Consider the following 26914-nt stretch of genomic DNA (forward strand, 5'->3'; position numbering starts at 1 on the left):
CCAAGAAGGACATTTAACGTGATTGAGAACATTAAGAAAGATGCGCAAGAGCGTATGGGTAAATGCGTTGACGCGACTAAAAACCAAATGGCAAAAGTGCGTACCGGTCGTGCCCACCCAAGCCTGCTGGATTCCATTCAAGTCTCTTACTACGGCACTATGACGCCACTAAACCAAGTGGCTAACGTGGGTGTTGAAGATTCACGCACTCTGTCTGTGACTGTGTTTGACCGTAGTGCTATCCAAGCCGTTGAGAAGGCTATTATGAGCTCTGATTTAGGTCTGAACCCTATGTCAGCTGGCGCGACATTACGTATTCCATTACCCGCGTTGACTGAAGAACGTCGTAAAGACTTCATCAAAGTGGTGCGTAACGAAGCTGAAAACGGTCGTATTGCTATCCGTAACGTGCGTCGTGATGCGATTTCTGAAGTGAAAAAGCTTGAAAAAGCTAAAGCTTGTACTGAAGATGATGTGCGTCGCAGTGAAGAAGAAGTGCAAAAGTTCACCGATGCTCACATTAAAAAGGTCGATGAGATTTTAGCGGCCAAAGAAATTGAGTTGATGGAAGTCTAATCTCAGTTCGATAAGCTAGAGTTGATGCGCCGTGTAGGGGTATACTACACGGCGTTTGTCTATTTTAAAGGGCTGTATTAGATGTCATCCACAGTGGAACTTGATCCGCACCCTAGGACGAGTGAGAGTGATTTATACACTCAAACGACCTTGCCGGGACAATTACCCGAACTCGTGAAACAGTCGTTACCTAAGCATGTTGCTATTATCATGGATGGCAATGGGCGTTGGGCACAAACCCAAGGTAAACCACGAGTGATGGGACATAAGGCTGGTGTTAAGGCCGTTAGAAGAGCCGTAAGCACGGCAAGCCAATTAGGCATTGAATCGCTAACCTTATTCGCATTTTCTAGCGAGAATTGGCGTAGACCCGATAAAGAAGTCAGCTTGCTGATGGAGTTGTTTTTTACCGTATTACAGCGCGAAATTAAATTGCTGGATAAGAATCAGGTTAAGCTCAACATTATTGGCGATATCAGCCGCTTTTCGGCGCGATTACAGAAGCAAATTGCTGCTGCCCAAGAGAAGACATCTCGCAATACTGGCTTGGTTCTGAATGTTGCGGCTAACTATGGTGGCCGTTGGGACATACTTCAAGCAGCACAAAAATTAGCGGAAAAGGTCGAAACTGGCGAAATGACCAGCAGTCAGTTCACCGAAGAAGCCTTAAGTGCACATTTGTGCATGCAAAATCAGAGTGAAGTTGATTTAATGATCCGCACGGGCGGGGACTGTCGCATCAGCAATTTTGTGCTGTGGCAGGCGGCCTATGCAGAATTGGTGTTTACCGACACCCTTTGGCCTGATTTCGATGAACAGGCTTTTCATGAAGCGATAGCCATTTTTGCAAGTCGCCAGCGCCGTTTTGGTCTGACTGGAAGTCAGATTGATGAGATGCGTGCATTGTAAAACCTCATGAGGGATTTTTTTTGCTAAAACAACGAATAATAACAGCAACTTGGTTAGTTCCATTAGTTTTAGGGGCGATATTTTTGCTCCCTGCCAGCTACTTCGCCTGGGCCTTAGTTGCCGTCTTCCTTATTGCAGCAAAGGAATGGGGAAGAATTATCGATAATCAGTGTGATGTCACTCAGTGGAGCTTTACCTTCACAGTTGGTATCTTATTGGTGGCAATTAATCTTATTGTGCCAATCGATGCAGTTTGGTTAAGCCATCAGTTACATCCTATCTATTTGGCCATTCTCTATATTGGTGCACTCTGGTGGTTAGCATCACTATTATTAGTGGTAACTTATCCTAAAAGCGCTAAGTTCTGGCAAAAGAATCCTATGTTTAAGTCCATGTTTGGACAGTTAACCTTAGTGCCTTGCTTTGTTGCTCTTATCGCACTCAAATCCATTAGCTCACAAACTTCACCCTATTACGGCCCAGTATTAGTACTGTTAGTGATGTTGATTGTGTGGGCCGCTGATTCTGGGGCTTACTTCGTCGGTAAAGCGATAGGTAAAACGAAACTGATGCCTGCAGTGAGCCCTGCTAAAACCTTGGAAGGCCTACTTGGTGGTTTAGTGACGACTATGCTCGTGGTTGCCGGTGTTATGTATTATTCACCAGAGCAAGAACTGGGTTTAGTTGTGGCAGTGACCTTATTTGTTGCTTTAGTGTCGGCGCTGGGCGATTTATCTGAGAGTATGTTTAAGCGTGCGGCCTGTATTAAAGATTCTGGCACTATTTTGCCCGGTCACGGCGGCGTGCTCGACCGCATCGACAGCCTGACTGCAGCCTTGCCGGTGTTTACCCTGATCTACATTGCATTCTGGATGTAACGCTATGCAAAATATGGTGATTTTGGGTGCTACCGGTTCAATTGGTGCTAGTACCTTAAGCGTGATTTCGGCTAATCCATTGGCTTATAGCATCTATGGATTGGTGGCCAATGCGAGCGTTGATAAGATGCTGGCTTTGTGTGTAGCCCATAAACCGAAAGTCGCGCATATGGTGGATGAAGAGGCTGCGAAACAATTACGCGCCGTTTTACCCGCTGCGCTCAATATCCAAGTCACTACTGGCATGAACGATTTACTCGGTTTAGTGACGGCTGCCGAAGTGGATACTGTAATGGCTGCGATTGTCGGGGCGGCAGGGCTAGTACCAACCCTTGAAGCCGTGAAGGCGGGAAAGCGAGTATTACTGGCCAATAAAGAAGCTTTAGTCATGTCGGGTGAGTTGTTTATTGAGGCGACTAAGCGCTCTGGTGCTGTGCTCTTGCCCGTGGACAGTGAGCATAATGCTATCTTTCAATGTTTACCCCTAGAAGTGCAGGCTAACCTCGGCCGTTGCGATTTAGCTGCATCGGGTATATCCCATATTTTGTTAACCGGTTCAGGCGGACCTTTCCTGCGGTCGGAACTTGCGACACTTGCGGCCATGACGCCTGCCCAAGCCTGTAAACACCCTAATTGGTCCATGGGACCTAAAATCTCTGTTGACTCCGCCACTATGATGAATAAGGGTTTAGAGTTCATTGAGGCGCGGTGGTTGTTTAATACTCAGGCTGAGCAACTTAAAGTGGTTATTCATCCGCAAAGCGTGATCCACTCTATGGTGCAGTACCGTGATGGTTCGGTTATCGCCCAAATGGGTAACCCTGATATGCGCACACCGATTGCCCATTGCATGGCTTATCCGCAAAGAATTCATTCGGGCGTTGAACCTTTAGATTTTTTCAAAGTCGGACAGTTAAGCTTTTATGAACCTGATTTTGAACGTTTCCCCTGTTTGGCTTTGGCTATGGAGGCGTGTGCCCAAGGCCAAGAGGCAACAACCGTATTAAATGCTGCCAATGAGGTCGCTGTTGAAGCATTTTTGCAGGGGAAAATTGGTTTTACGCAAATTGCAAAAGTGAATGAAGCTTGTTTAGTCACTGTGCCTAAACGTCCTATGGGCAGCATAGAAGATATTTTAGCCTTAGATGCGCAAACCCGCGTCTATGCGCGTGAGACATTAGCAAGCATCGCTTAGCAATAGCTGAGTGATTAAATTTATAACGTAAGGAGTGGGATGTTAGATTTTTTATGGAACTTAGGTTCTTTCATCGTTGCACTGGGTCTGTTAATTACTGCCCACGAATACGGCCATTTCTATATCGCGCGACGTTGTGGCGTGAAAGTCGAACGTTTCTCCATTGGTTTTGGTAAGGCTATTTGGCGCCGTGTTGGTAAAGACGGCACTGAATATGTGTTAGCCATGATCCCCCTTGGCGGCTATGTCAAAATGCTCGATGAGCGTGTTGAAGACGTTCCCGATGAATTAAAAGATCAAGCGTTCAATCGTAAAACCGTATGGCAACGTATTGCGATTGTTGCCGCAGGTCCAATTGCTAACTTTATTTTTGCCATCGTTGCCCTGTATTTTATGTATCTGATTGGTGTGCCATCACTTAAGCCTGTGATCACCTCGACGACACCCGGGACTGCTGCTGCGCAAATTCAAATCACAGAGCCAATGCAAATAACGACCATTTCCGGTCAGGCTGTGCGTAACTGGGAAGAAGTGAATTTAGCTTTAGTCGGCCACATAGGTGATGAAAGTCTGAGTGTATCGCTAACGCCATTGAATGGTTTGCAAGGTTTAGACTCTAGTGCGCGGTCTTACACCTTAGATACGCGTAATTGGCGTTTTGATCCTGAAAAAGAATCCCCGATTACGGCATTAGGGTTAGGGATTTATCGTCCCGAAATCGTCCCCACCATTGCTGCGATTAGTCCTGACAGTGCCGCTGCGAATAGTGAGCTAAAAGTCGGTGACACCTTAGTCGCAATAAATGGTAAAAATTATACCGATTGGCAGGCTTTTGTTGACATTATTCAACATTCTGCCAATGTGCCTGTGAGTTTAACTGTGCGTCGCAATGGCGAACAGTTTAATGTGGCAGTGACACCCTTAAGCAGTAAAAATGCCGATGGCCAAGAGATAGGTATGATCGGGGTGAGCCCAACCCAAGCACAATGGCCAGACAATATGCGTTTACAACTTGAATATGGACCAATCGATTCTTTCGGTATAGCAGCGGATAAAACATGGCAACTTGTTGCTGTGAGCTTTAAGATGATTGGCAAATTATTTACCGGCGATGTGTCGGTGAAAAACCTGAGTGGACCCATTTCGATCGCACAGGGTGCGGGCAGTAGTGCAAACTATGGCTTGGTCTATTTTCTCGGGTTCCTCGCGCTCATCAGCGTCAATTTAGGCATCATTAACTTGCTGCCTTTACCTGTGCTCGATGGGGGACACCTGCTGTATTACTTTATTGAAGTAATAACTGGTAAACCTGTACCTGAAAAGGTGCAGGAAATAGGATTCAGATTTGGGGCAGCAATACTGCTGATGTTGATGAGCGTTGCGCTTTTCAATGATTTTGCCCGACTCTGAGCAAGGACAGACTAATAATTAGAAGTGCTCTATGAGATTGAATAAACTTTTTGCCTCGATGTTATTCGTCGGTGCGTCGTTTTCAGGGACTGTGTTGGCAGATACTTTCCAACCGTTTGAAGTGACCGACATCCAAGTTGAAGGTTTGCAACGAGTTGCACTCGGTGCTGCCTTGTTAAGCTTACCAGTAAAAGTAGGTGACACTGTTGACCAGTTAAGAATCCAGCAAGCGATTAAAAGCTTGTATGCATCGACTAACTTTGAAAATGTCTCCGTGAGCCGAGATGGCGGTGTATTAGTGGTGAAAGTCACTGAACGTCCAACTATTAGTGCCGTGACATTCGATGGCAACAAAGACATTAAAGACGAACAGTTACAGGAAAGTCTGGACGGTTCTGGCGTTAAAGTCGGTGAGTCGCTCGATCGTACTATGTTGACCGGTATTGAAAAGGGTCTGCAGGATTTCTACTACGGCGTGGGTAAATACGGCGCGAAAGTGGAAGCCCAAGTGATTAACTTACCCCGTAATCGGGTTGAGCTGAAATTTAAGTTTACCGAAGGTTTAGCGGCCGAAATCCGCCAAATTAACGTGGTCGGTAACAAAGAGTTCACCGATGCTGAACTGATCGGCATGTTGGAACTTAAAGATTATGTGGCTTGGTGGGATCTGTTTGGTGAGCGTCGTTATCAGAAGCAAAAACTGCAGGCCGATCTCGAGACCATCAAAACCTATTATCACAATAAAGGTTATATCCGCTTCGAAGTCACCTCGACTCAAGTGGCCATGACGCCTGACCGTAAAGGTTTATATATCACCATCAACGTAGATGAAGGTGAGAAGTATAAAGTTAAAGAAGTAAACCTGACGGGTGATTTGATGGGCCGTGAAGAGTTGATGAAATCAATTCTGCCAATCAAAGCGGGTGATATGTACAACGGCGGTGATGTGACTTTCACCGAAGAAATGTACAGCAAGTATTTAGGCCGCTTCGGTTATGCTTACCCTGAAGTGAAAACCTACCCTGAAATTGATGATAAGACTAAAGAAGTCACCTTAAACATCAATGTTAAACCGGGTAAACGTGTTTACGTACGGGCGATTAACTTCACTGGTAACACAGTGACTAAAGATGAAGTGATGCGCCGTGAGCTGCGTCAGATGGAAGGGGCTTGGTTAAACTCTGCGCAAGTTGAGCAATCTAAAGCGCGTCTTAACCGTTTAGGCTTCTTCGAAACCGTTGACACTGAAACCATTCAAGTGCCAGGTACCGATGATTTAGTCGATGTTGCGGTTAAAGTGAAAGAGCAGCCGTCGGGCTCATTCAACGCGGGTGTCGGTTATGGTACTGAATCAGGTCTGAGCTTGCAGTTTGGCGTACAGCAAAACAACTTCTTAGGGACAGGTAATCAAGCGGGTATTAGCTTGAGCACCAACAAGTACTCTAAAAACGTTAACTTATCCTATACCGATCCGTACTGGACAAAAGACGGTGTAAGTTTAGGCGGGAGCGTTTATTGGAGTGAGTTTGACGCCAATGAAGCTAACTTAGAACGCTATAAAAACAGTTCGTATGGTGTGGCGCTTAACTCGGGTTTCCCGATTAACGAATACAACCGTATCAATGGTGGTATTGGCTATCGTCACAACACGATTTCTGAAATTTCTGCCTATGAGCAGGCACGTCGTTTCTATAACATCTATCGTGATGATGATCCGAATGCCGACTTAAGTTTTGATAACTTCGAACTCAGCCTGGGCTGGTATCGTAGTACCTTGAACCGTGGCACTTTCCCAACAGATGGCTCTTCTCAGCGTCTGAACGGCAAAATGACTTCGCCAGGGTCTGACTTACAGTATTTTAAGACAGACTTTGATACTAACTACTATTTCCCTGTTAACCGCAGTCAGAGCGTTGTGCTCTTGGCCCGTGGTCGATTAGGTTATGGTAACGGTTATGGTCAATTTAATGATAATGACCAAATTTTGCCTTTCTGGGAAAACTATTACTCAGGTGGTAGTAGCTCGCTACGTGGCTTTAAGTCAAACTCGGTCGGTCCTCGCTCCTTCTATATGTATAGTGGTAGCGAACCTTGCTTCGACTCATCGGGTGATGGTTGTAACTTCCCTCAACCGGATCCAGATAGCATTCAAGTCAGTTCTGGCCGCTCTATCGGTGGTAATGCTCTTGCAACGGCAAGTATGGAGTTGATTGTACCAACCCCATTCTTGGATGAGGCTTACACTAACTCAGTTCGTACTAGCTTCTTCGTCGATGCGGGTAACGTCTGGGATACTGAGTTTGACTATGATTTTTATCGAAATAGTTTGCCTGCGGAAGAGTTTGCTAAGTTACAGGACTTTAGTGATCCAGCACGCCTGCGCGCCTCTTGGGGCCTGAGTGTGCAATGGTTATCACCTATGGGACCTATGGTGTTCAGCTTGGCGTGGCCGCTTAAAGAATATGAAGGTGACCAAACGGAGATCTTCTCTTTCAATATTGGCAAAACTTTTTAAAAGGCATACACTCGGCAAGTTTTGCTGACAATAACAAGGTAACAAGGAGTTTATTTTGAACAAGATGGTAAATTGTGCGCTGATGACGTTAGTTTTGTTAGGCGCGCCGTTAGTGGCACATGCTGAGAAAATTGCCGTAGTGGATATGGGCGCTGTGTTTGAACAGCTCCCACAACGTGAACAGATCTCTCAATCTCTGAAGAAAGAGTTTGGTGATCGCGTAGCTGATGTCCAAAAAATGCAAGAAGAAATGCGTTCTCTGATGGAGAAACAGCAACGTGATGGTGCATTAATGAACGATGCACAAAAAACTGAGCTGGTTCGTAAAATGGAATCGCTAAAATCTGAATATCAGTTAAAAGGCAAAGCATTGGATGAAGACCTACGTCGTCGCCAAGGTGAAGAGCAAAATAAACTGTTAGTTAAAGTGCAAAAAGCCATCAACACTATCGCTGAAAAAGACCAATATGATTTGGTATTACAACGTGGTGCTGTCATTTATGTTAAGCCTAACGCTGACATCAGTGGCAAAGTGGTTGAAGCCTTAAGCAAAGGCAAGTAATAGATGAATAGTGTGACTTTAAAAGAGCTATGCCTGTTATTAGACGGTGATATCCAAGGCGACGAAACGCTAATTATTAATAGTGTGGCGACCTTAGAAAATGCCAAGGCGGGTCAGATCTCTTTTTTAGCCAACAGTAAATATCGCTCTCAGCTTGAGGCAACTCAAGCGAGTGCGGTGTTATTGTCAGCTAAAGATGCGCAGGATTATCAAGGTACTGCGTTAATTGTAAAAGATCCATATGTCGGTTTTGCTCGTGTTGCTCAGTATTTGGACACGACACCCAAAGCGGCGGTGGGTATCCATCCTTCGGCACAAATTGATCCTTCAGCCCATTTAGGGGAAGGTGTCGCTATTGGCGCGAATGCTGTGATTGGTGCGAACGTCATTTTAGGTGAAAATGTGCAGATTGGTGCCGGTGTTGTGCTGGGACAAGATGTGGTTATTGGCTCAAAAACACGTTTGTGGGCTAATGTCACCGTCTATCACGATGTGCATTTAGGACAGGATTGTATTATCCATTCGGGTGCCGTATTAGGCTCAGATGGTTTTGGTTATGCTAACGAACGTGGTCAGTGGATTAAAATTCCGCAGACAGGTGGCGTGCGTATTGGCGATCGGGTTGAGATTGGTGCTAATTCAACGGTAGATCGTGGGGCATTAGGCCATACAGAGATCCACGACGGTGTGATTATTGATAACCAAGTGCAAATTGCCCATAACGATATAATCGGCGAAAATACTGCTATTGCAGGCAGTACTACTGTTGCTGGCAGTGTCACTATTGGTAAATATTGTATTATTGGCGGTAGCTGTGCCATCGCAGGTCATTTGAGCATAGCCGATGGTGTGCATGTGTCTGGTGCTACCAATATCACCACTAATATGCGTGAGCCTGGCTTATACTCTTCTGCCACGGTGGCAATGGACAATAAACTTTGGCGTAAAAATACAGTTCGTTTCCGTCAGTTAGATGAACTGTTCCAGCGTGTTAAAACGTTGGAAAAAAATTTAAAAACACCAGATTAATTGCCCCAAGGCAATTTGAGGAACTCGGTTCGTGTCTAATCAAATGAACACTATGGATATTAAAGAAATACTTAAATATCTACCCCATAGATATCCATTCCTATTGATCGATCGTGTGCTTGATTACACTCCTGGTGTTAGTCTGCAGGCGATCAAAAACGTTTCAATAAATGAGCCATTTTTTCAGGGACATTTCCCGATACAACCTGTGATGCCAGGTGTGCTTATTTTAGAAGCGATGGCACAGGCAACTGGCCTGTTAGCATTTAAAACGATGAGTAGTGATGTACCACCACCAGGTGTGTTGTATTACTTTGCTGGTATTGATAATGCGCGTTTTAGACGTGTGGTTGAGCCAGGAGATCAAATTCATTTTGATGTCAAAATGATTAAAGAGCGCCGCGGGATTGGCGTTTTCTACGGTGAGGCCAAAGTGGATGGTGAAGTGGTTTGTTCCGCTGAAATCATGTGTGCCCGCAGAGAGATTAGTCAGTGATAGATACATTAGCGTTTGTGCATCCCGATGCAAAAATTGGCAATAACGTCACTATTGGCCCTTGGACCTATATCGGTGCGGGCGTCGAAATTGGTGATGATTGTTGGTTGAGTTCCCATGTGGTGGTCAAAGGCCCAACGATTATCGGCAAAGGGAATCGTATTTTTCAATTCGCCTCCGTTGGTGAAGAATGCCAAGATAAAAAGTACGCTGGCGAGCTGACACGACTGATTATTGGTGACAATAACGTCATCCGTGAAAACGTGACCATTCACCGCGGTACAGTTCAAGATAACAGTGAAACCCGTATTGGGTCGAATAACCTGTTTATGAACTATGTGCATATCGCCCATGACTGTGTGGTCGGCGATAATGTCATCATGGCAAATAATGCATCTATTGCAGGTCACGTGCACGTCGGTGACTGGGCGATTTTAGGCGGTATGACAGGTGTGCATCAGTTTGTGCATATTGGTGCCCATGCATTTACTGCTGGTTGTTCTTTAGTACTGCAGGATGTACCTCCCTTTGTGATGGCAGCGGGTCAACCGACGGTGCCTCGCGGCTTAAACAGCGAGGGTATGAAGCGTCGCGGTTTTTCTAAAGAAAGCCAGTTAGCCGTGCGTCGTGCTTATAAAACCTTATATCGTAGTAGTTTAACGGTAGAAGAAGCGATTGAAGCATTAGCTGAAGATGCGCAGAACGATGAGCAAGTCAAATTACTGCTTGAGTTTGTAAAGTCATCGAGTCGCGGCATTATTCGCTAACTTGATGACCACATGACAACAAAAGGGCATTTTTATGCCCTTTTGTATTATTGGTTTAAGCCTTTTTTGTGGTAGACGTAGTCGTTAAAAATGCGTTTATTCATCAATACATTCGACCATAAATGAGCTTAGTCATTAATTGAATCATTAACTTAACATAAGTGTAGGCTTGGAACGATGCATTTTAGGTGCGGTTTACCTCTTCATCCAATGCCATTAATTCATGAGACGTGATTGGTTTATGAGCAATAAAACTCCATTAGTGTTTGCCATGGTTGCCGGAGAACTCTCAGGCGATATTTTAGGTGCAGGTTTAATGGCTGCGCTGCAAAAGACCCATCCCGATGCGCGCTTTGTCGGTATCGGTGGACCCCGCATGGAAGCCCTAGGCTTCAAATCCCTGTTTGCGATGGAAGAACTCGCAGTGATGGGAATCGTTGAAGTGTTATCTCGTCTACCTCGCTTATTAAAAGTGCGGTCATCCTTGATTAAAGAGATCACCGCGCTTAAGCCCGATTGTTTTATTGGCATAGATGCACCGGATTTTAATATAGGCCTCGAGCTTAAACTCAAAGCGCGCGGTATTAAAACCGTCCATTATGTGAGCCCATCCGTGTGGGCATGGCGCCCAAAACGTATATTCAAAATCGCGAAGGCGACCCATATGGTGTTGTCGCTATTGCCATTTGAGAAAGCTTTTTATGACAAGCATCAAGTACCTTGTACCTTTGTGGGTCATACCTTAGCGGATGATATTCCGTTGCGAAGCGATAAAGCGGCTGCGCGCCAGTTACTTGAACTCGATACCGATGCAGAATATTTAGCGATTCTACCGGGATCTCGTGGTGGCGAGTTAAAGCAACTGGCCGAGCCTTTCGTGAAGGCGGCTTTACTGATTAAGCAGAACTTCCCTGATATACGTTTTGTGACGCCGCTGGTCAATCAAAAACGCCGTGAGCAATTTGAGCAAGCGCTGAAGGATTTTGCACCGGATCTCGAAATTCATATGGTCGAAGGCCAGTCGCGCGAAGTCATGGCGGCTGCCGATGGCATTTTATTAGCATCTGGCACCGCGACGTTAGAAGCCATGTTGGTCAAGCGTCCAATGGTGGTGGCTTATCGTGTTAGCCCTATGACCTATTGGATTGCTAAGCGCATGATGCAGGTCGAGCGTTTCTCGTTACCGAATCTACTGGCTGGAAAAGATCTCGTCCCTGAGCTCATTCAAGAAGATTGCACGCCAGAGAAAATAGCTGCGGCGGTCACAGTAGAGTTAAATCGAGATTTTACGCCGCTCAAAGCTGAGTTTGATGCCCTGCACCAAGTGTTACGCCGTGATGCGAGCTTAAAAGCCGCTGAAGCGGTAATGGCACTGGTTGAGCCTAAACCAAGTCATGCTAAATCGCTGGAGGCTAACTAGTGGCAACTTTTAAAAGTTTAACCGACGCCGATTTTCTGGCCTTTTCGACGGGATTAATTGCTGGTGTGGATGAAGTCGGCCGCGGGCCTTTAGTTGGTGATGTGGTGACTGCGGCTGTGATTTTAGATCCAAACAAGCCCATCAGTGGTCTGAATGATTCCAAGAAACTCAGTGAGAAGCGTCGCGAAGCTTTGTTTGATGAGATTTGTGAAAAAGCCCTGTGTTATCACGTGGGCCGCGCAAGTCCTGCTGAAATCGATACGCTTAATATCTTGCATGCCACTATGTTGGCAATGCAGCGCGCGGTTGCAGGGCTTAAGATTGCGCCTGCGTTGGTGTTAGTCGATGGCAATCGCAGTCCGGCATTTGTTGCCCATAATGGCGTCTCGCTTACCAGTCACAGCATCATTAAAGGTGATGGTTTAATTGCCAGTATTAGTGCCGCATCGATTATCGCCAAAGTGACGCGGGATCGTGAGATGGATGTGCTCGATGCTGCTTATCCGCAATACGGTTTTGCTAAGCATAAGGGCTATCCGACTAAGGCGCATTTTGAGGCCATCGCCGAACATGGGGTGTTTGACCAATATCGTAAAAGTTTTAAACCCGTCAAGGCATTACTGGGGCTGTAAGCTGTGCTCCCAAGCTACCTGAAGATACGAGTTTCAGGTTGTTTGGGTATAAGTTCCCGTTATCCAGCAAAGTCACTGGCTCTGGCTGCGTGACTTTGTTAGTCTGCTTTCTAGTTATTGTTAACCTGCTATTCAAAGATAATCCTAATTATGTCCGATCCTCGTTTTGTGCATCTTCGTGTCCACAGTGACTTCTCTATGACCGATGGCGTGGCCAAGGTCAAGCCTATTTTGGCGCAGGTGGAAGCGCAGGGAATGGCCGCGGTCGCCTTGACTGACCAAAATAACTTTTGTGGTTTGGTGAAGTTTTACAGTGGTTGCCATGGTGCGGGGATCAAGCCGATTATTGGTGCTGATTTTTGGATGCAAGTGCCTGGATTTGACGGTGAATTATGTGCCTTAACCATCATTGCGATGAACAATGTCGGTTATCAGAATCTGACCCAAATCATCAGCCAAGCCTATTTGCGTGGCCAAGTGGCCGGCCGTGTAGTGATAGACCAAGAGTGGTTACTCACTTATAACGAAGGCATTTTGCTGTTATCGGGCGCCAAAGAAGGCGATCTGGGTAAGGCACTGCTCAAGGGCAATGGCACACAAGTCGAATCTTTATGCGACTTTTATCAGACCCATTTCACTGACCGTTATTTCCTCGAACTTATCCGCACAGGTCGACCCGATGAAGAGCGTTATCTGCATATGGCAGTGGCCTTAGCGCAGGAGAAGGGCATCCCTGTGGTGGCTACTAATCAGGTGGTGTTTCTTAAACCCGAAGATTTTGATGCCCACGAAATTCGGGTGGCAATTCACGATGGCTTTACCCTTGCCGATCCTCGTCGACCTAAAAAATACAGTGAACAGCAGTATTTGCGTAGCGAAGAGGAAATGTGTGAACTATTCGCCGACATTCCTGCGGCGTTGGCGAACAGTGTCGAAATCGCTAAACGCTGTAATGTAACGATCCGTTTATACGAATATTTCCTGCCCAACTTCCCGACGGGCGATATGTCCATCGAAGACTTTCTGGTCGATTGTTCGAAGAAAGGCCTTGAAGAGCGGCTCGAGTTTTTGTTCCCTGATCCTGAGGTGCGCGCCGAGAAACGCGGCGAATACGATGAGCGCCTCGACATTGAACTTAAAGTGATCAACCAGATGGGTTTCCCCGGTTACTTCTTGATCGTGATGGAGTTCATCCAATGGGGTAAAGATAACGGTATCCCAGTAGGACCTGGTCGGGGTTCGGGCGCGGGTTCACTCGTAGCCTATGCGCTTAAGATTACCGACTTAGACCCATTAGAATTTGACTTACTGTTCGAGCGATTCCTCAACCCTGAGCGGGTTTCTATGCCCGACTTTGACGTCGACTTTTGCATGGATAGACGTGATGAAGTGATCGACCACGTGGCCGAATTGTACGGCCGCGAAGCGGTATCGCAAATCATCACCTTCGGAACTATGGCGGCAAAAGCGGTTATTCGCGATGTTGGCCGCGTGCTGGGTCATCCCTATGGCTTCGTTGACCGAATTTCTAAACTCATTCCACCAGAACCTGGGATGACGCTGGCGAAAGCGTTTGAGGTCGAGCCAGCCCTGCAAGAATCCTATGATGCCGATGAAGACGTAAAAGATCTGATCGACATGTGTCGCAAGCTCGAAGGTGTGACACGTAACGCGGGTAAACACGCGGGTGGTGTGGTGATTGCACCGACAAAAATTACCGATTTTGCGCCGCTCTATTGCGATGCTGAAGGTAAAAACCCAGTAACACAATTCGATAAAAACGACGTTGAAACCGCAGGTTTAGTTAAATTCGACTTTTTGGGTTTACGTACTTTGACAATCATCGACTGGGCACTGGAGATGGTGAACAAGGTCGAGGTCAAAAACGGTCGCCCACCTGTGCGCATCGAAGCGATTCCGTTAACGGATGCTGCATCTTTCCGCTTGTTGCAAAAATATGAAACCACAGCGGTATTCCAGTTGGAATCCCGCGGTATGAAGGATTTGATTAAGCGTCTGCAGCCCGACTGTTTTGAAGACATGATCGCACTGGTGGCATTGTTCCGCCCAGGGCCTTTGCAATCGGGCATGGTAGATAACTTCATCGAGCGTAAGCATGGGCGAGAAGAAGTGTCTTATCCCGATTCTCAGTACCAGCATGAATCACTAAAAGAACTGCTATCACCGACCTACGGCATTATTCTGTATCAAGAGCAAGTGATGCAGATTGCACAGGTGTTATCGGGTTACACCCTTGGCGGCGCCGACATGTTGCGCCGTGCTATGGGTAAGAAAAAGCCCGAAGAGATGGCCAAGCAGCGCAGTATCTTTAAAGAGGGCGCAATCAATAACGGTGTCGATGGCGACTTGTCGATGAAGATCTTCGACTTAGTGGAAAAGTTCGCCGGCTACGGTTTTAACAAATCTCACTCAGCCGCCTATGCGCTTGTGTCTTATCAGACATTATGGCTAAAAACCCATTATCCTTCGCAGTTTATGGCGGCGGTAATGTCGGCCGATATGGACAACACAGATAAAATTGTGACTTTGGTCGATGAATGTGAGCGTATGGGGCTACCGCTCATTCCTCCGGATGTGAACAAAGGCTTGTTCAAATTTACCGTCGATGATGATTTGCGCATCGTTTATGGCATTGGCGCCATTAAAGGCGTGGGTGAAGGTCCAGTTGAATCGATTTTAGAGGCGCGTAAAGATGGCCCCTTCGTGGATCTATTCGATTTCTGTGCCCGTATTGATTTGAAAAAGCTCAATAAGCGCGTGATTGAAAAGCTGATCTGCGCGGGCGCACTCGATACTCTAGGGCCGCATCGTGCGTCTATGATGGCAACCTTGCCCGAAGCGATTCGCGCTGCCGATCAACATGCCAAAGCCGAGGCGATTGGCCAACACGATATGTTTGGTTTGCTCAACAGTGAACCCGAAGACAGTAAGCAGCAGTTTGTCGAATGTACCCCATGGCCAGATAAAATTTGGCTCGAAGGCGAGCGCGAAACCCTAGGCTTGTATTTGACCGGTCATCCGATCAATCAATATTTAAAAGAGCTTAAGCATTACACGTCCGGTCGTTTGAAAGATGTGCATCCCACCGAACGCAGTAAAACCGCTAAGGCTGCGGGTTTAGTGGTGGCAACGCGAGTGATGCTGACCAAACGCGGCTCGAAAATGGGTCTGTTGACGCTCGATGATAAGAGCGCACGTCTCGAAATCATGTTGTTTACCGAAGCCTTTGAAAAGTTTAATCATCTGCTGGAGAAAGACCGCATCCTCATTTGTGAAGGTGAGGTGAGTTACGATGATTTTGCCGGCGGCAACCGTATGACGGCGCGTAACATCATAGATATCAGTGAGGCGCGCAGCCACTTTGCCAAAGCGCTGGAAATTGATATGGATGGCAGCGAGTTAACGCCATCGGCGTTAGACACTTTCGAGCAAGCCCTAAGCCCGTGGCGTAACGGCGCCGTGCCTGTGGTGATCAATTACACTCAAGCTCAAGCCAAAGGTCAGTTTAGGTTAGCCGATGCTTGGCGAGTGAATCCGACCGATGACTTGATGCTCTCGCTCGAATCGCTCCTCGGGCCAAACAAGGTGAGAATTTTATTCTAATGTTGGCGAATGTCTTAGGTGTAAACAGATGAAGTTAACTTATGTCGGCTAAGCGTGACGAAGCGTTGACTGCAGGCGATCTCAGCGCGCATATCTGTGCTTTTTTGGCTGCACAATCCTTAGCGCCTGACAGCAAGTTAGTGCTGGCTTACAGTGGCGGAGTTGATTCCGAAGTCTTGGCCTTTGGTTTAAGCCAGTTTGCACGGCAACATCCGGAGTTTAACTATCAGCTAGTGTATGTACACCATGGCCTAAGCGATAACGCTGAGGCTTGGGCACAGCATTGCCTTGAGCGGGGCCAGCATTACGATCTGCCCGTGACGGTTGAGCGAGTCGCGGTTAATCGTGGGCCAAGATTGAGCCTTGAAGCCGAAGCACGAAAAGTCCGTTATCAAGCGATTGAACGGCATTTAAGCGAAAATGATGTGTTGTTGACAGCTCACCATGAAGACGATCAGCTTGAGACTATTTTACTGGCGCTGAAACGTGGTCAAGGCCCGAAAGGGCTGGCGGCCATGGGGCAAGTACAAGCATTAGCACAAGGCAAACAATTGCGGCCGTTATTGGATATCAGCCGTGAGCAGATTGAAGCCTACGCAAAACAGCAGGGCTTAGTGCATATTGAAGATGAAAGTAATCAAGACGATAAGTACGATCGAAATTTTTTACGCTTAGAAATTATTCCCCGCTTAAAAGCGCGTTGGCCGAGTATTGCGACAACTGCGAGTCGCAGTGCGGCATTTTGCGCCGAACAACAGGCGACGCTGGATTTACAGGTGAGTGAACGTTTACCTTTATGGTTAACCCAAGCGCCTTACCATACTCAAAGTGTATTCAAGCTCGATGGTTTTGCCGAACAGTCAGTCGACTGGCAAGCGTTACTCTTACGTGGCTTTATTGAATCCCAAGGATTCGCCTTGCCCTCAAAGGTGCAGCTTAAGCAAATCATCACTCAGCTTCTTAACGCGAAAGACGATGCTAAAGTGCATATTCGAGTGGGCGAGTGTGAAATCCGTCGCTTTGCTAATCAAGTCTATTTATTCAAGTATCAAACTCACAAACGTCACACTCAGCCTGTGAGTTGGACGTTGCCACAGCATGACTTTATTTCTTTATTACAGGGAGATAGTACCGAATTAGTCGTGTCGCCTGCGGGCTTAGCGAATGGTGAGCAGATTAGGTTGATAGTGACAAAACAAGGTCCCAGAGTCCGTTTACCTTGGCCTAATGAAGTCGTTAGTGTGCGTTATCAACTTGCGGGACAATTTCGCTGCCACCCGCATTCTCGGGGTAAGGGGCGAGAATTAAAGAAACTGTGGCAAGAGTTTGCCATTCCTCCTTGGGTACGCGAAAAGGTGGGGTTTGTGTTTTATGGCGAGCAACTGGTGATGGCAATTGGACTGTGGGTTGAAAAGGGCTTTATTGTTGAGTCGAATGGACTTGGTTTACAGGTGCTTGTTGAGGAAGTAAAGGAATTCTAGTCGAGAGTTAATCTTGGAATATTGGTGTGTTCTAGGAAAGCGAGAGGAGAGTGGAACGCAGCGCGTCAGTTTGATTTAGACCTTTATGGGGTACGCGCTGCGAGTGAGTTATCGCATTTCATTTGGCATCCCTGCGCGTGTTAAACTAATTGATTTTGGCTGAGTTTATAGCAGTTACGTCCGGCGGCTTTGGCTTGATAAAGCGCCTTATCGGCAAGTTCATAAAGTTGTTCGGCTTCAATGGTATCGTGTGATTCTGCCGCCCCTAAACTACAGCTCACCCCAAATTGATTGAAACTACTGTGCTGATTGATTACCGAGACAATCCGTTCACATAACAAGCCTGCCGCATGAATATTGCCTTGGACAATAATGACGAATTCATCACCACCAATCCGGAAGGCTTGATCTGTGTTGCGTATGGTTGCACGAATGATGTCACCAAATTCCTTCAGAATATAGTCACCACATTTATGGCCGAATTTATCATTAAGTTGTTTAAAGTTATCAAGATCGAGCACTATGAGAGCGACTGCTCCTTGTTTTCGATGGGCTCTGGCGGTCGCATTACTGAGACTCTGACTGTAATAATGGCGATTGCCTAAGCCAGTGAGCGAGTCAAACATAGCTTGCATCGACATTTCTTGATATTGCAACGCATTTAATAAAGGTTGCAATAACAGCGGTTCAATATCCTGTAAGTTTGAGGTTTGTGATGGCGTAAATGGCGTCACCAGTTGGTACTGAATCGTTAATGGCATTCCTGCACACATGAGCTGTCGTTTGACGCTGATACCATAACGTTTGCCCCAGCTGAATTTGTGCTCGCCATAGGTTAAGCGCACGCCTTGGATCGGCAAGTGTTGTCCCAGCACTTTGCCATAGCAGGCAAAGACTGTCCTAGGATCTAAACTGGCATGCAGTTGTTGGATCACTTGTATCAAGTCCAATGGATTATCATTGGGACTATAATGTTCTGTTTGATAGCGATATTCGTCGGGATACAGCTCGGTCGCTAGGCCAAAGTCCATAATCATCACTCCAGCAAATGTTAGTGCGATACATCTCTAACCTAGTCTAAGCAAATACCGTGCCGCAATATTTTTTAATAAAATTTGTCTTTGTTAGTCATTCAGTTAAGCTTAAAACTGAGAGTTAGATTTTTTGACACGTCAGCATTTTGACAGGAGTCATAGCCCCAATGGAACATAGCTTCTTAATCCAAATACTACTTATGCTCGTGATTGCCATTGTGGCCATTGCTGTGCTGCGCCGTTTGGGCTTACCCGCAATTCTGGCTTATTTACTCACAGGGGTAGTGAGTGGCCCGAGTGGTTTTCACTGGTTTACCCAGCATCAAATGCAATCTGTTGCCGAACTTGGCGTTGTGCTGCTGATGTTTACCTTAGGGTTAGAGTTCTCTGTGCCGCGGCTGTGGGCCATGCGCCGCACCGTATTTGGCTTAGGCAGTGCACAGATGGTGATAACGACCTTGTTGACCATGGGCGCGGCCCTATTGTGCGGCCTGAATTGGGTTGAAGCCTTGGTTATCGGTGCTGCCATCGCGTTGTCATCTACTGCTATTGTCCTTAAATTGCTCAATGAACAGGGATGGCTGAGGCGCCGCCACGGCGAACTCTCCGTCAGCGTGCTTTTATTCCAAGATTTAGCGGTTGTGCCGTTGTTGATCCTATTGCCATTACTGGCCAATGGCGGCGAACCTTTGATGGTCGCGGACATCGCCTTTGCCTTGCTCAAAGGCATTTTGGCCTTTTTCCTCTTAATGGCGTTTGGTAAGTGGGCACTGCCACGGATATTTGATGAGGTTGCGCGTTCTCGCTCCAATGAGCTGTTTGTATTATCGACCTTAGTCGTTGCGCTTGTCACAGGGGCTTTTACTCAGTGGCTAGGATTATCCATGGCACTGGGGGCATTTATGGCGGGTATGCTGCTGGGAGAAAGCCAGTACCGTCGCCAGCTTGAGGCGGATATACGGCCTTTTCGCGATCTATTGATGGGGCTGTTTTTCATCTCCATTGGCATGATGCTGGACTTTACCTTAGTGATGCGTTTCTGGTGGCAGATATTGCTGATCTTAGTCGCCGTTGTACTAGGTAAGGCGCTGATCATTCATGGCATTTTAAGATTAGTAGGCGAGCCTTTTCGAATTGCGATGAGTACGGCAATGAGCTTAGCTCAAGTGGGGGAGTTCAGTTTTGTGGTATTGGCTTTAGCGGTCAACTATCAACTTTTAAATAATGAGATCAGTACCGTATTAGTCATGGTCGCCGTGCTTTCCATGGCAATAGCTCCTTGGTTAGTTCGTCATAGTGTGGATATTGCTAAGTGGGCGCTGGGGATCCGTCAGGCAAAGCATGTGGATGAAGCTGTGCCATTGATGATGGATGATCATGAGCTGGTGATGATTTTTGGTTACGGCCGAGTAGGACAAACCATTGCCCGTTTTTTAAAAACTGAAGCTGTACCTTATCTGGTATTGGATCTCGATCCAACGCGCGTCACTGAAGCGCGTCGTGCGGGCGAACCTATTTATTTCGGTGATGTGTGTAAACGGGCAATTTTAAAACAAATGGGCGTTAAACAGGCCAAGATGATCGTTATCACTTTTTGTGAGTCACGTAGTTTAGAAGAAGTCTTACCTTTATGTAAGTTATTGGCACCGGAGGTTAAAATTTTAGTTAGAACCAAAGACGACAGCGATCTAGACTTGCTTAAAAAGGCGGGAGCTAATCAAGTGATCCCTGAGTCTTTAGAGGGGAGCTTGATGTTAGTATCGCAGGTACTACACCAATGTGGTGTGCCATTGGCACGGATCCTAAAACGGCTAGAATCTGAGCGGCGCAATCATTATCAATTTTTACACGGCTTCTTTTCCGGCACAGAAACTGATTTTACTTTAGAGTCATTGCATGCGGTGGCATTACCGCGTGGGGCTGATGCGATTGGTAAAACCGTTGCCGATATCCTGTGGGAAACACTGAAAGTAGAGCTAAGGGCGATTCGTCGCAATGGCGCTGAAGTGGAACATCCTGAGCAGGACTGGGTTTTTCGTGCAGGGGATATCTTACTGATAGTGGGTAAACCACGACGACTTGAGAAAGCTGAGGCTAAGCTCTTACATGGCTAAAGGCCTGAGGTTCACTCTTTTGAGATGGATGAAAATGCAGATATAAAAATGCCGACATAGTGTCGGCATTTTTGTCTGGAACTTGTTAACTTAAATTAGACAAAGTCTAATTACAGAATAACTACGTTCGCAGCTTGAGGACCTTTTTGGCCTTGTTCGATGTCAAAAGAAACCTTTTGACCTTCAGCAAGAGTTTTAAAGCCTTCTGAAACGATTGCGCGGAAATGAACGAATGCGTCAGCGCCACCATTGTCAGGAGAAATAAAACCAAAACCTTTATCTTCGTTAAACCATTTAACTACACCAGTAGTTTTAGACATGAATGTCTCCAAAATTTTCAAACAAATAATTCGCAATTATGCGGTATGTTAGCCAGAAATAGAATTATTTACATTGATGATAAGTTATGAGTGGAAAGCTTCATGACAGCAAAAAAAATATTACAGGCGTAGCGAAGGTTTTCAAATACATAATATTGCTTATAAATAGGTCTGAATCACAGGCCGGAGTGCAGATTAACATACTCTAGGGGTTTGTATAGTTTTATTTTTAAATACCTCTCATATTGAAACTGCTTTTTTGCGACTTATTGAGTGCGAAATTAGATATAACTATTAATATTCAATCATTTATATTGTATTTTTGATTGTTGTCTAGTGTGAAAATATTTTTTATGTTTGCCACGACTGACTTGCGATTAACCTTTTAATCCGTTCCATTAGGCTTAAATGCGGCTTGTATGCTTAGGTAAGGATTCTGTCATGATTCGTTACGTTATTGAATTGTTGCTTATTTGTGGTTAATGGTATTCTCGTCATCCAATAAAAACGTGCTTGAGCTATGGATTCAGGGCGATAACTTTAGATTGAATATAATAAGAATGGAGAATGACGTTGAAAACAGTACTAAAACGGATTGGACTCGGCAGCTTAGTCTTAGTGCTGTTATTAGTGGCGCTGGCCGCCCATGAATGGTTTGCGAAAAAGCCGTTTTTCTTTCGCGCATTTCTAGACCGCAGTGTGGTCAAGATGGCTTTCGAAAGCCCTGAGACCTTAACCTCATTGGGTTTCTTAGAATCGGTAGGGATTACAGGCCATAACGCCGAGTTGGATGACGATAGTCCAGAGGCGATGGATAAGACTTTCGCGCAAGTGCGAGATCTGCGTGAAACCCTATTGAGCTATTCCGATGCGGATTTAGATGAAAATCAACGTATCTCCAAGGATATTGCCCTATATCTTGCCGATTTCGCATTGGTCTCTGAGCCGTATCGTTACCATAACTATCCGCTGAATCAGTTATTTGGCGTGCAAAACGGGTATCCAAGCTTTATGCAGGCGCAGCACCAAGTGCATTCTGTGGGCGATGCAGAAAACTATCTGTCGCGTTTACAAAAGGTGAAACTTAAGTTTGCGCAAACTCTCGAAGGTTTAAAAATTCGTGAGGCTAAAGGGATTATTCCGCCTAAGTTCGTGATTGAGCGGGTGCTCACCGAGATGAATGATTTTGTCGCGACGCCGATTCAAGACAATATTCTCTACAGTTCCTTCAAAACTAAATTGGCTGACACGGATATCAGTGCCGATGAGCAAGCACGGTTATTGGCAGCGGTGGAAGCGGACATTAAAGGTTACGTGCATCCAGCGTATCAATTATTTATCGACTACCTTACCCAGCTACAAGCCAAAGCTGGGACGGATGATGGTTATTGGGCGCTGCCAAATGGTAACCTTGCCTATGAGCAATTGCTGAAGTTCTTTACGACCACTAATTACACTGCGGACGAAATCCATGCCAAAGGGCTCGCTGAGGTAGATCGCATTCAAAATGAAATCATGACTATATTAGCCGCTGAAGGTTACGATGTGGGCCAAGGTTTCTCGGTCGCGATTGAAGCATTAGCCGCCGATCCTAAGTTTTACTACGAGGATAGCGATGCGGGTAGGGCGCAAATCCTCGTCGATTATCAAGCGATTCTTGATGAAGTGAATGCGGGACTCGGTGATGCCTTTCGTATTCGACCCGAAGCGGGCATGGAAGTGGTGCGTATTCCTGAGTTTAAAGAGAAAACGGCACCGGGTGCCTATTATCAGCAGCCCGCGATTGACGGCAGTCGTCCAGGGCGTTTCTATGCCAATTTATATGACATCAAGGCCACGCCTAAATACGGTATGCGCACTTTAGCCTACCACGAGGGGATCCCTGGGCATCATTTCCAAATTGCAGTGGCGATGGAGTTAGAAGGTATGCCACTTATTCGTAAGATGGCGCCTTTTACGGCGTACATTGAAGGTTGGGCTTTATATAGCGAACGTTTGGCTTGGGAGCTCGGTTTTCAAAAGGATCCCTTTGATAATATCGGTCGTCTGCAGGCAGAGTTGTTCCGCGCTGTGCGTCTAGTGGTAGATACAGGTATTCATCATAGCCGTTGGACTCGCGAGCAAGCGATTGACTATATGAAGAAAAATACTGGCATGTCCGATCGTGATGTCACGGCAGAGATTGAGCGTTATATCGTTATGCCAGGCCAAGCGACGGCCTATAAAGTCGGCATGATGAAAATTCTCGAACTGCGCGAAAAAGCCAAGTTGGCCTTAGGTGATAAGTTCGATCTCAGGGATTTCCACGATGTAGTTCTGAAGAATGGTGCAGTTCCTTTGGATATCTTAGAAACACTGGTCGACCGCTACATTGCTGATAAAAAAAGTGCTGATACAAAAAAGGCTGAGGTCAAAGCCACTGACGCTAAAGCGCAAGTTTAGCATTTGGTTATAGCAGTTAACGCTCACTCATTGATAATAATTGATATTTATCAATTGCTTTTCTCTCGATAAAGCCCATACCCTGTCTGCGAATAAGTGTGTTCTCTTATCTTGCAGGCAGGGTGGGTTTATCGATAGAGGCTATCATTCTGGCTTTCGGCCAAGGCTTTCAATACAATCCCACACAACTTATTGATAAATGTCGCGCGGCAATGGCTTGCTATTGCTCGGAGTTGATATTTTTAGTTTCAAGGTTTTTACATGAATCGCTTGTCCCCCCAAGATCCTATCCAATTGACTCGAACCACTATAGAGTCATTATTCACGCCGCCAACCTTAATGCGCGCCCGTGATTATGTGATGAAAGGACGGGTGTTGAGCGCTAAAGCGAACGCCGATTTTCGTCATATTGAAGGTCGTGTCATGGGGACGGAATCCCAGCCCTATCGGCAGGATATTCGCCTTGTCAGCATGAACCATAAGTTGATCATGAATGGCTTCTGTTCATGTCCCGCCACTGGGCATTGCAAACATATTGCTGCCGTACTTTACAGTTTACTGAGTGATAGAACCGTTGAAGATCAACGTATTGCTCAGTGGTTACATCTGCTAGACGAAAGTGATGATCTCATGGTTTCAAATGTCGATTTACTCTACGACGATCGCGTGCTCTACGTATTATCTAAAGATGATAACGGTGTGTTTCTTGAGCTAAGAAAAGGCAAGTTGGCAAAGAATGGCGGCTATAACAAAGGCTCGAAAATCGCTTTGTCTGACGTGCAATATTATATGCCCGCTTGGATTGGCGCAGAAGATGTGCTCATCATCAATCTCATCATGTCAACCCGTCGCCATGGTGCCTCGCGTCTGTATCTTAAAGCTCAGTTAGGTGCCATGGCACTGGAAAAAATGCTCGTCACTGGGCGGTGTTTTTGGGAGGAGAGTCGTTTACCGCTCACCCGAGGTGAAGCGAGCAAGCCTGAATTCATGTGGCTAGATAAGGATGCCGAGCATAAACAAATGCAGTTAATGCTGCCCAATAAAGACAATTGGGAGCTTATCCCCTGTGAGCCACCGACTTATATCGATTTAGATTATTTTAAAGTGGGCGCATTGGACACTGAGATCAGTGTTGAAAAGCTGTTATTACTCAGTCAGATGCCTCCAGTGCCTAGCTCACAGATTGAACTGGTGAGCCACAAACTGATTAAGCATTTTTCGGCGAAAACGGTACCTACACCTGCTTTGATTGATTTTGTCGAGCTGCAAGTGCCGCTTCAAGTTAGGTTGACCTTAACCTCGCAGGATTTACCTGAGTTTGCTATGGCGCAGCCATTAGTGCTGTTGGAATTTGTCTATCAAGACGTGGTGCTCGGCGGCCAATATCCCGACGAGCCCTTGTCCTTAGTCACTCATCAAGGCAAAACCTATCAAGTCGTGCGTCAACTCGATGCGGAAATGGATGCGATTAATCGTCTGATGGCATTGGAACTGGTGGAGCTGGCGCCTTCTTTTATCCCAAACAGTGGCAGCTATGTCAGTATTTGGGGGTTAGGTTCACTGCCTGAAACGATTGATGCTTGGTTGCACTTTATTCAACAGGAAATCCCGATCCTGGAGGCCTTGGGCTACCAAGTGCATTTTGCCGACAATTTCAGCTTAAATGTCATTGAGACTCCGCTGGCGATTGAGCTGGATGATACGCAAGAGGGGTGGTTTTCTCTGTCACTGAATGCTGATATCGATGGTCAAATCGTGCCTATGTTGCCCTTAATTGCCACTTGGCTTAAGCAGTACGGTGAGCCCGCCGATGATGCAGAACTACTGTTACCAAGCCCAAATGGTGATTGGTTAAAAGTCAAAGCCAGCGTGATTAAGCCGCTGATCAGCATTATTTTAGAACTGTTCGATAGCCACAAAGGCAACAGCGTGTCTTTGCCTAAATACCGTGCCCACCTATTAAATGATTTTGCCGACAGTGATATTCGTCTGCTTAATGGTGAACGAGTGCGCAGTTTAGCGACTAAGCTCGAAAATTTTAACGGTGTGTTAGAGGTCGCAGTCCCAGACAACTTAAATGCTGAATTACGTCAGTATCAACAGCAAGGGTTGAATTGGCTCTGTTTCTTAAAGGAATATCAGCTTGGCGGTATTTTGGCCGATGATATGGGGCTGGGTAAAACCATTCAAACCTTGGCTTTTTTACTCAAGCAGCAAGAACTAAAATCCACAGTGGCAAGTTGTTCACCGAGTTTAATTATTTGCCCAACGAGCTTAGTGGGTAATTGGGCGAAAGAAGCCGCGAAATTTGCGCCTTCGTTAAAGCTAGTCGTTATTCATGGTGCTTTACGCAAGCCTTTGCTCGAACGCTTAAATGAGTTTGATATTGTGGTGACGACCTATCCGCTGATCGTGCGCGACAGTGACTATTATCAACGGCAGATGTTTGAACATATCGTGCTGGATGAAGCGCAGCAGATAAAAAATGCGCAGGCGAAAGTGACTCAAGTGATTAAAGATCTTAAAGCGCCGTTTAGATTGTGCCTGTCGGGTACGCCGCTTGAAAATCATTTGGGTGAACTTAAGTCTTTGATGGATTTTTGTTTGCCCGGACTACTCGGCACGAATGCCTTCTTTAACAAATCCTTTAGGCACAAAATTGAACGTTATGGGGATATGGAACAAGCGCAAATCTTGAGTCAACGGATTGCGCCTTTTGTGTTGCGTCGAACCAAAGATGAAGTGGTCGGTGAATTACCCCCTAAAACCGAAATCTCCCAGAGCTTAGAGTTAGAAAAAGATCAGCGTAATCTCTACGAGAGTATTCGACTGGTGATGGAGAAAAAACTGCGGGATTTATTTGCCACTCAAGGCGTTGGTAGCAGTCATATCGAGTTTCTCGATGCCTTACTTAAGCTACGCCAAGCCTGCTGCGATCCGCGCTTGGTGAAGTTAGAGCAAGCGCAGAAAGTGAAGAATAATGCTAAGTTAGACTGGCTGAAGCAGAACTTGCCCGAGATGGTGCAAGAGGGACGTAAGATATTGATTTTCAGCCAGTTCACTAGCATGCTCAGCTTGATTGAAGCTGAGCTGGTGGACTTGGGGCTCGATTACAGTAAGCTCACTGGGCAAACTCGCCTGCGCCAAGCGCAGATAGATAAGTTCCAAGAGGGCGACACGCCTGTGTTCTTAATTAGCTTAAAAGCGGGCGGCACTGGGCTCAATCTCACCGCGGCGGATACTGTGATCCACTATGATCCCTGGTGGAATCCGGCGGCGGAAAAACAGGCTACGGATAGAGCCCATCGTATCGGCCAAGATAAGCCTGTGTTTGTCTATAAGCTGATTGCAGAAGGTACAGTAGAAGAGAAAATCCAAGAAATGCAGCAGCATAAGCAAAGTCTGGCGGACAGTATTCTCGAAGGTAAAGGCAAGGGCACATGGCAAGGAAGCGCCGATGAACTGTTATCGCTCTTTAGCTAAATCGTGGCCAGTTTTTCTAAATTGATT

The 26914-nt window shown here is 46.2% G+C and carries 19 protein-coding genes; 17 read left to right on the forward strand and 2 right to left on the reverse strand.

Annotation, left to right across the window (positions count from 1 at the left end):
• The first annotated feature begins 18 nt into the window (after positions 1-18).
• The 14 genes from frr (at position 19) to tilS (ending at position 17494) form a co-directional block, all read left to right on the forward strand.
• On the forward strand, positions 19-576 hold the full coding sequence (gene frr / locus L5L97_RS02020; protein ID WP_012088724.1) for a ribosome recycling factor: 558 nt from the start codon (positions 19-21) through the stop codon (positions 574-576).
• Between the two features lie 81 nt (positions 577-657).
• Positions 658-1485: an isoprenyl transferase gene (locus tag L5L97_RS02025; protein WP_028760605.1), complete on the forward strand. Its 828-nt coding sequence runs from the start codon at positions 658-660 to the stop codon at positions 1483-1485.
• Between the two features lie 20 nt (positions 1486-1505).
• Positions 1506-2363 (forward strand): phosphatidate cytidylyltransferase, encoded by an 858-nt coding sequence (locus L5L97_RS02030; RefSeq protein ID WP_263180969.1) that lies wholly within the window; start codon positions 1506-1508, stop codon positions 2361-2363.
• A gap of 4 nt (positions 2364-2367) precedes the next feature.
• Positions 2368-3558 carry a 1-deoxy-D-xylulose-5-phosphate reductoisomerase gene (gene ispC, locus L5L97_RS02035; protein WP_263180970.1) on the forward strand — a complete coding sequence of 397 codons (1191 nt, stop codon included), beginning with the start codon at positions 2368-2370 and terminating at the stop codon, positions 3556-3558.
• 39 nt (positions 3559-3597) lie between these two features.
• Positions 3598-4968 (forward strand): sigma E protease regulator RseP, encoded by a 1371-nt coding sequence (gene rseP, locus L5L97_RS02040; RefSeq protein ID WP_263180971.1) that lies wholly within the window; start codon positions 3598-3600, stop codon positions 4966-4968.
• 31 nt (positions 4969-4999) lie between these two features.
• Positions 5000-7483 carry an outer membrane protein assembly factor BamA gene (gene bamA / locus L5L97_RS02045; RefSeq protein WP_263180972.1) on the forward strand — a complete coding sequence of 828 codons (2484 nt, stop codon included), beginning with the start codon at positions 5000-5002 and terminating at the stop codon, positions 7481-7483.
• Between the two features lie 64 nt (positions 7484-7547).
• Positions 7548-8045: an OmpH family outer membrane protein gene (locus tag L5L97_RS02050; protein ID WP_028760600.1), complete on the forward strand. Its 498-nt coding sequence runs from the start codon at positions 7548-7550 to the stop codon at positions 8043-8045.
• A gap of 3 nt (positions 8046-8048) precedes the next feature.
• On the forward strand, positions 8049-9074 hold the full coding sequence (gene lpxD, locus L5L97_RS02055) for a UDP-3-O-(3-hydroxymyristoyl)glucosamine N-acyltransferase (protein WP_105249717.1): 1026 nt from the start codon (positions 8049-8051) through the stop codon (positions 9072-9074).
• Between the two features lie 31 nt (positions 9075-9105).
• Positions 9106-9570, forward strand: coding sequence for a 3-hydroxyacyl-ACP dehydratase FabZ (gene fabZ / locus L5L97_RS02060; protein WP_006080990.1), 465 nt, complete (start codon positions 9106-9108; stop codon positions 9568-9570).
• Complete coding sequence (gene lpxA, locus L5L97_RS02065) at positions 9567-10337, forward strand: acyl-ACP--UDP-N-acetylglucosamine O-acyltransferase (protein WP_263160663.1); 771 nt, start codon at positions 9567-9569, stop codon at positions 10335-10337. Before fabZ ends, lpxA begins: the two co-directional genes overlap by 4 nt.
• A gap of 241 nt (positions 10338-10578) precedes the next feature.
• The gene (gene lpxB / locus L5L97_RS02070) at positions 10579-11757 is read left to right on the forward strand and encodes a lipid-A-disaccharide synthase (RefSeq protein ID WP_263180973.1); all 1179 of its coding nucleotides are present in this window, start codon (positions 10579-10581) and stop codon (positions 11755-11757) included.
• Positions 11757-12389 carry a ribonuclease HII gene (gene rnhB, locus L5L97_RS02075; protein WP_263180974.1) on the forward strand — a complete coding sequence of 211 codons (633 nt, stop codon included), beginning with the start codon at positions 11757-11759 and terminating at the stop codon, positions 12387-12389. Before lpxB ends, rnhB begins: the two co-directional genes overlap by 1 nt.
• A 150-nt stretch (positions 12390-12539) precedes the next feature.
• Positions 12540-16013 carry a DNA polymerase III subunit alpha gene (gene dnaE / locus L5L97_RS02080; protein WP_263180975.1) on the forward strand — a complete coding sequence of 1158 codons (3474 nt, stop codon included), beginning with the start codon at positions 12540-12542 and terminating at the stop codon, positions 16011-16013.
• Between the two features lie 41 nt (positions 16014-16054).
• On the forward strand, positions 16055-17494 hold the full coding sequence (tilS, locus tag L5L97_RS02085; protein ID WP_263180976.1) for a tRNA lysidine(34) synthetase TilS: 1440 nt from the start codon (positions 16055-16057) through the stop codon (positions 17492-17494).
• 140 nt (positions 17495-17634) lie between these two features.
• Here tilS and L5L97_RS02090 read toward each other — a convergent pair whose 3' ends face one another.
• Positions 17635-18525, reverse strand: coding sequence for a GGDEF domain-containing protein (locus L5L97_RS02090; RefSeq protein WP_105249714.1), 891 nt, complete (start codon positions 18523-18525; stop codon positions 17635-17637).
• Positions 18526-18695: 170 nt separating this feature from the next.
• Between L5L97_RS02090 and L5L97_RS02095 the strand changes: the two genes are divergently transcribed.
• A complete protein-coding gene (locus tag L5L97_RS02095) occupies positions 18696-20642 on the forward strand; it encodes a monovalent cation:proton antiporter family protein (RefSeq protein WP_263180977.1) in 1947 nt (648 codons plus the stop codon).
• A gap of 110 nt (positions 20643-20752) precedes the next feature.
• On the opposite strand, the gene L5L97_RS02100 is transcribed toward L5L97_RS02095, so the two are convergent.
• The gene (locus L5L97_RS02100) at positions 20753-20962 is read right to left on the reverse strand and encodes a cold-shock protein (RefSeq protein ID WP_006080998.1); all 210 of its coding nucleotides are present in this window, start codon (positions 20960-20962) and stop codon (positions 20753-20755) included.
• A gap of 567 nt (positions 20963-21529) precedes the next feature.
• Between L5L97_RS02100 and L5L97_RS02105 the strand changes: the two genes are divergently transcribed.
• A complete protein-coding gene (locus tag L5L97_RS02105; RefSeq protein WP_263180978.1) occupies positions 21530-23404 on the forward strand; it encodes a DUF885 domain-containing protein in 1875 nt (624 codons plus the stop codon).
• Between the two features lie 261 nt (positions 23405-23665).
• Positions 23666-26887 (forward strand): DEAD/DEAH box helicase, encoded by a 3222-nt coding sequence (locus tag L5L97_RS02110; protein WP_263180979.1) that lies wholly within the window; start codon positions 23666-23668, stop codon positions 26885-26887.
• Positions 26888-26914 lie beyond the last annotated feature (27 nt).

Origin of the sequence: Shewanella sp. SM71 (assembly GCF_025653905.1) — a bacterium.
In the GTDB taxonomy this organism is placed as follows: domain Bacteria; phylum Pseudomonadota; class Gammaproteobacteria; order Enterobacterales; family Shewanellaceae; genus Shewanella; species Shewanella oncorhynchi.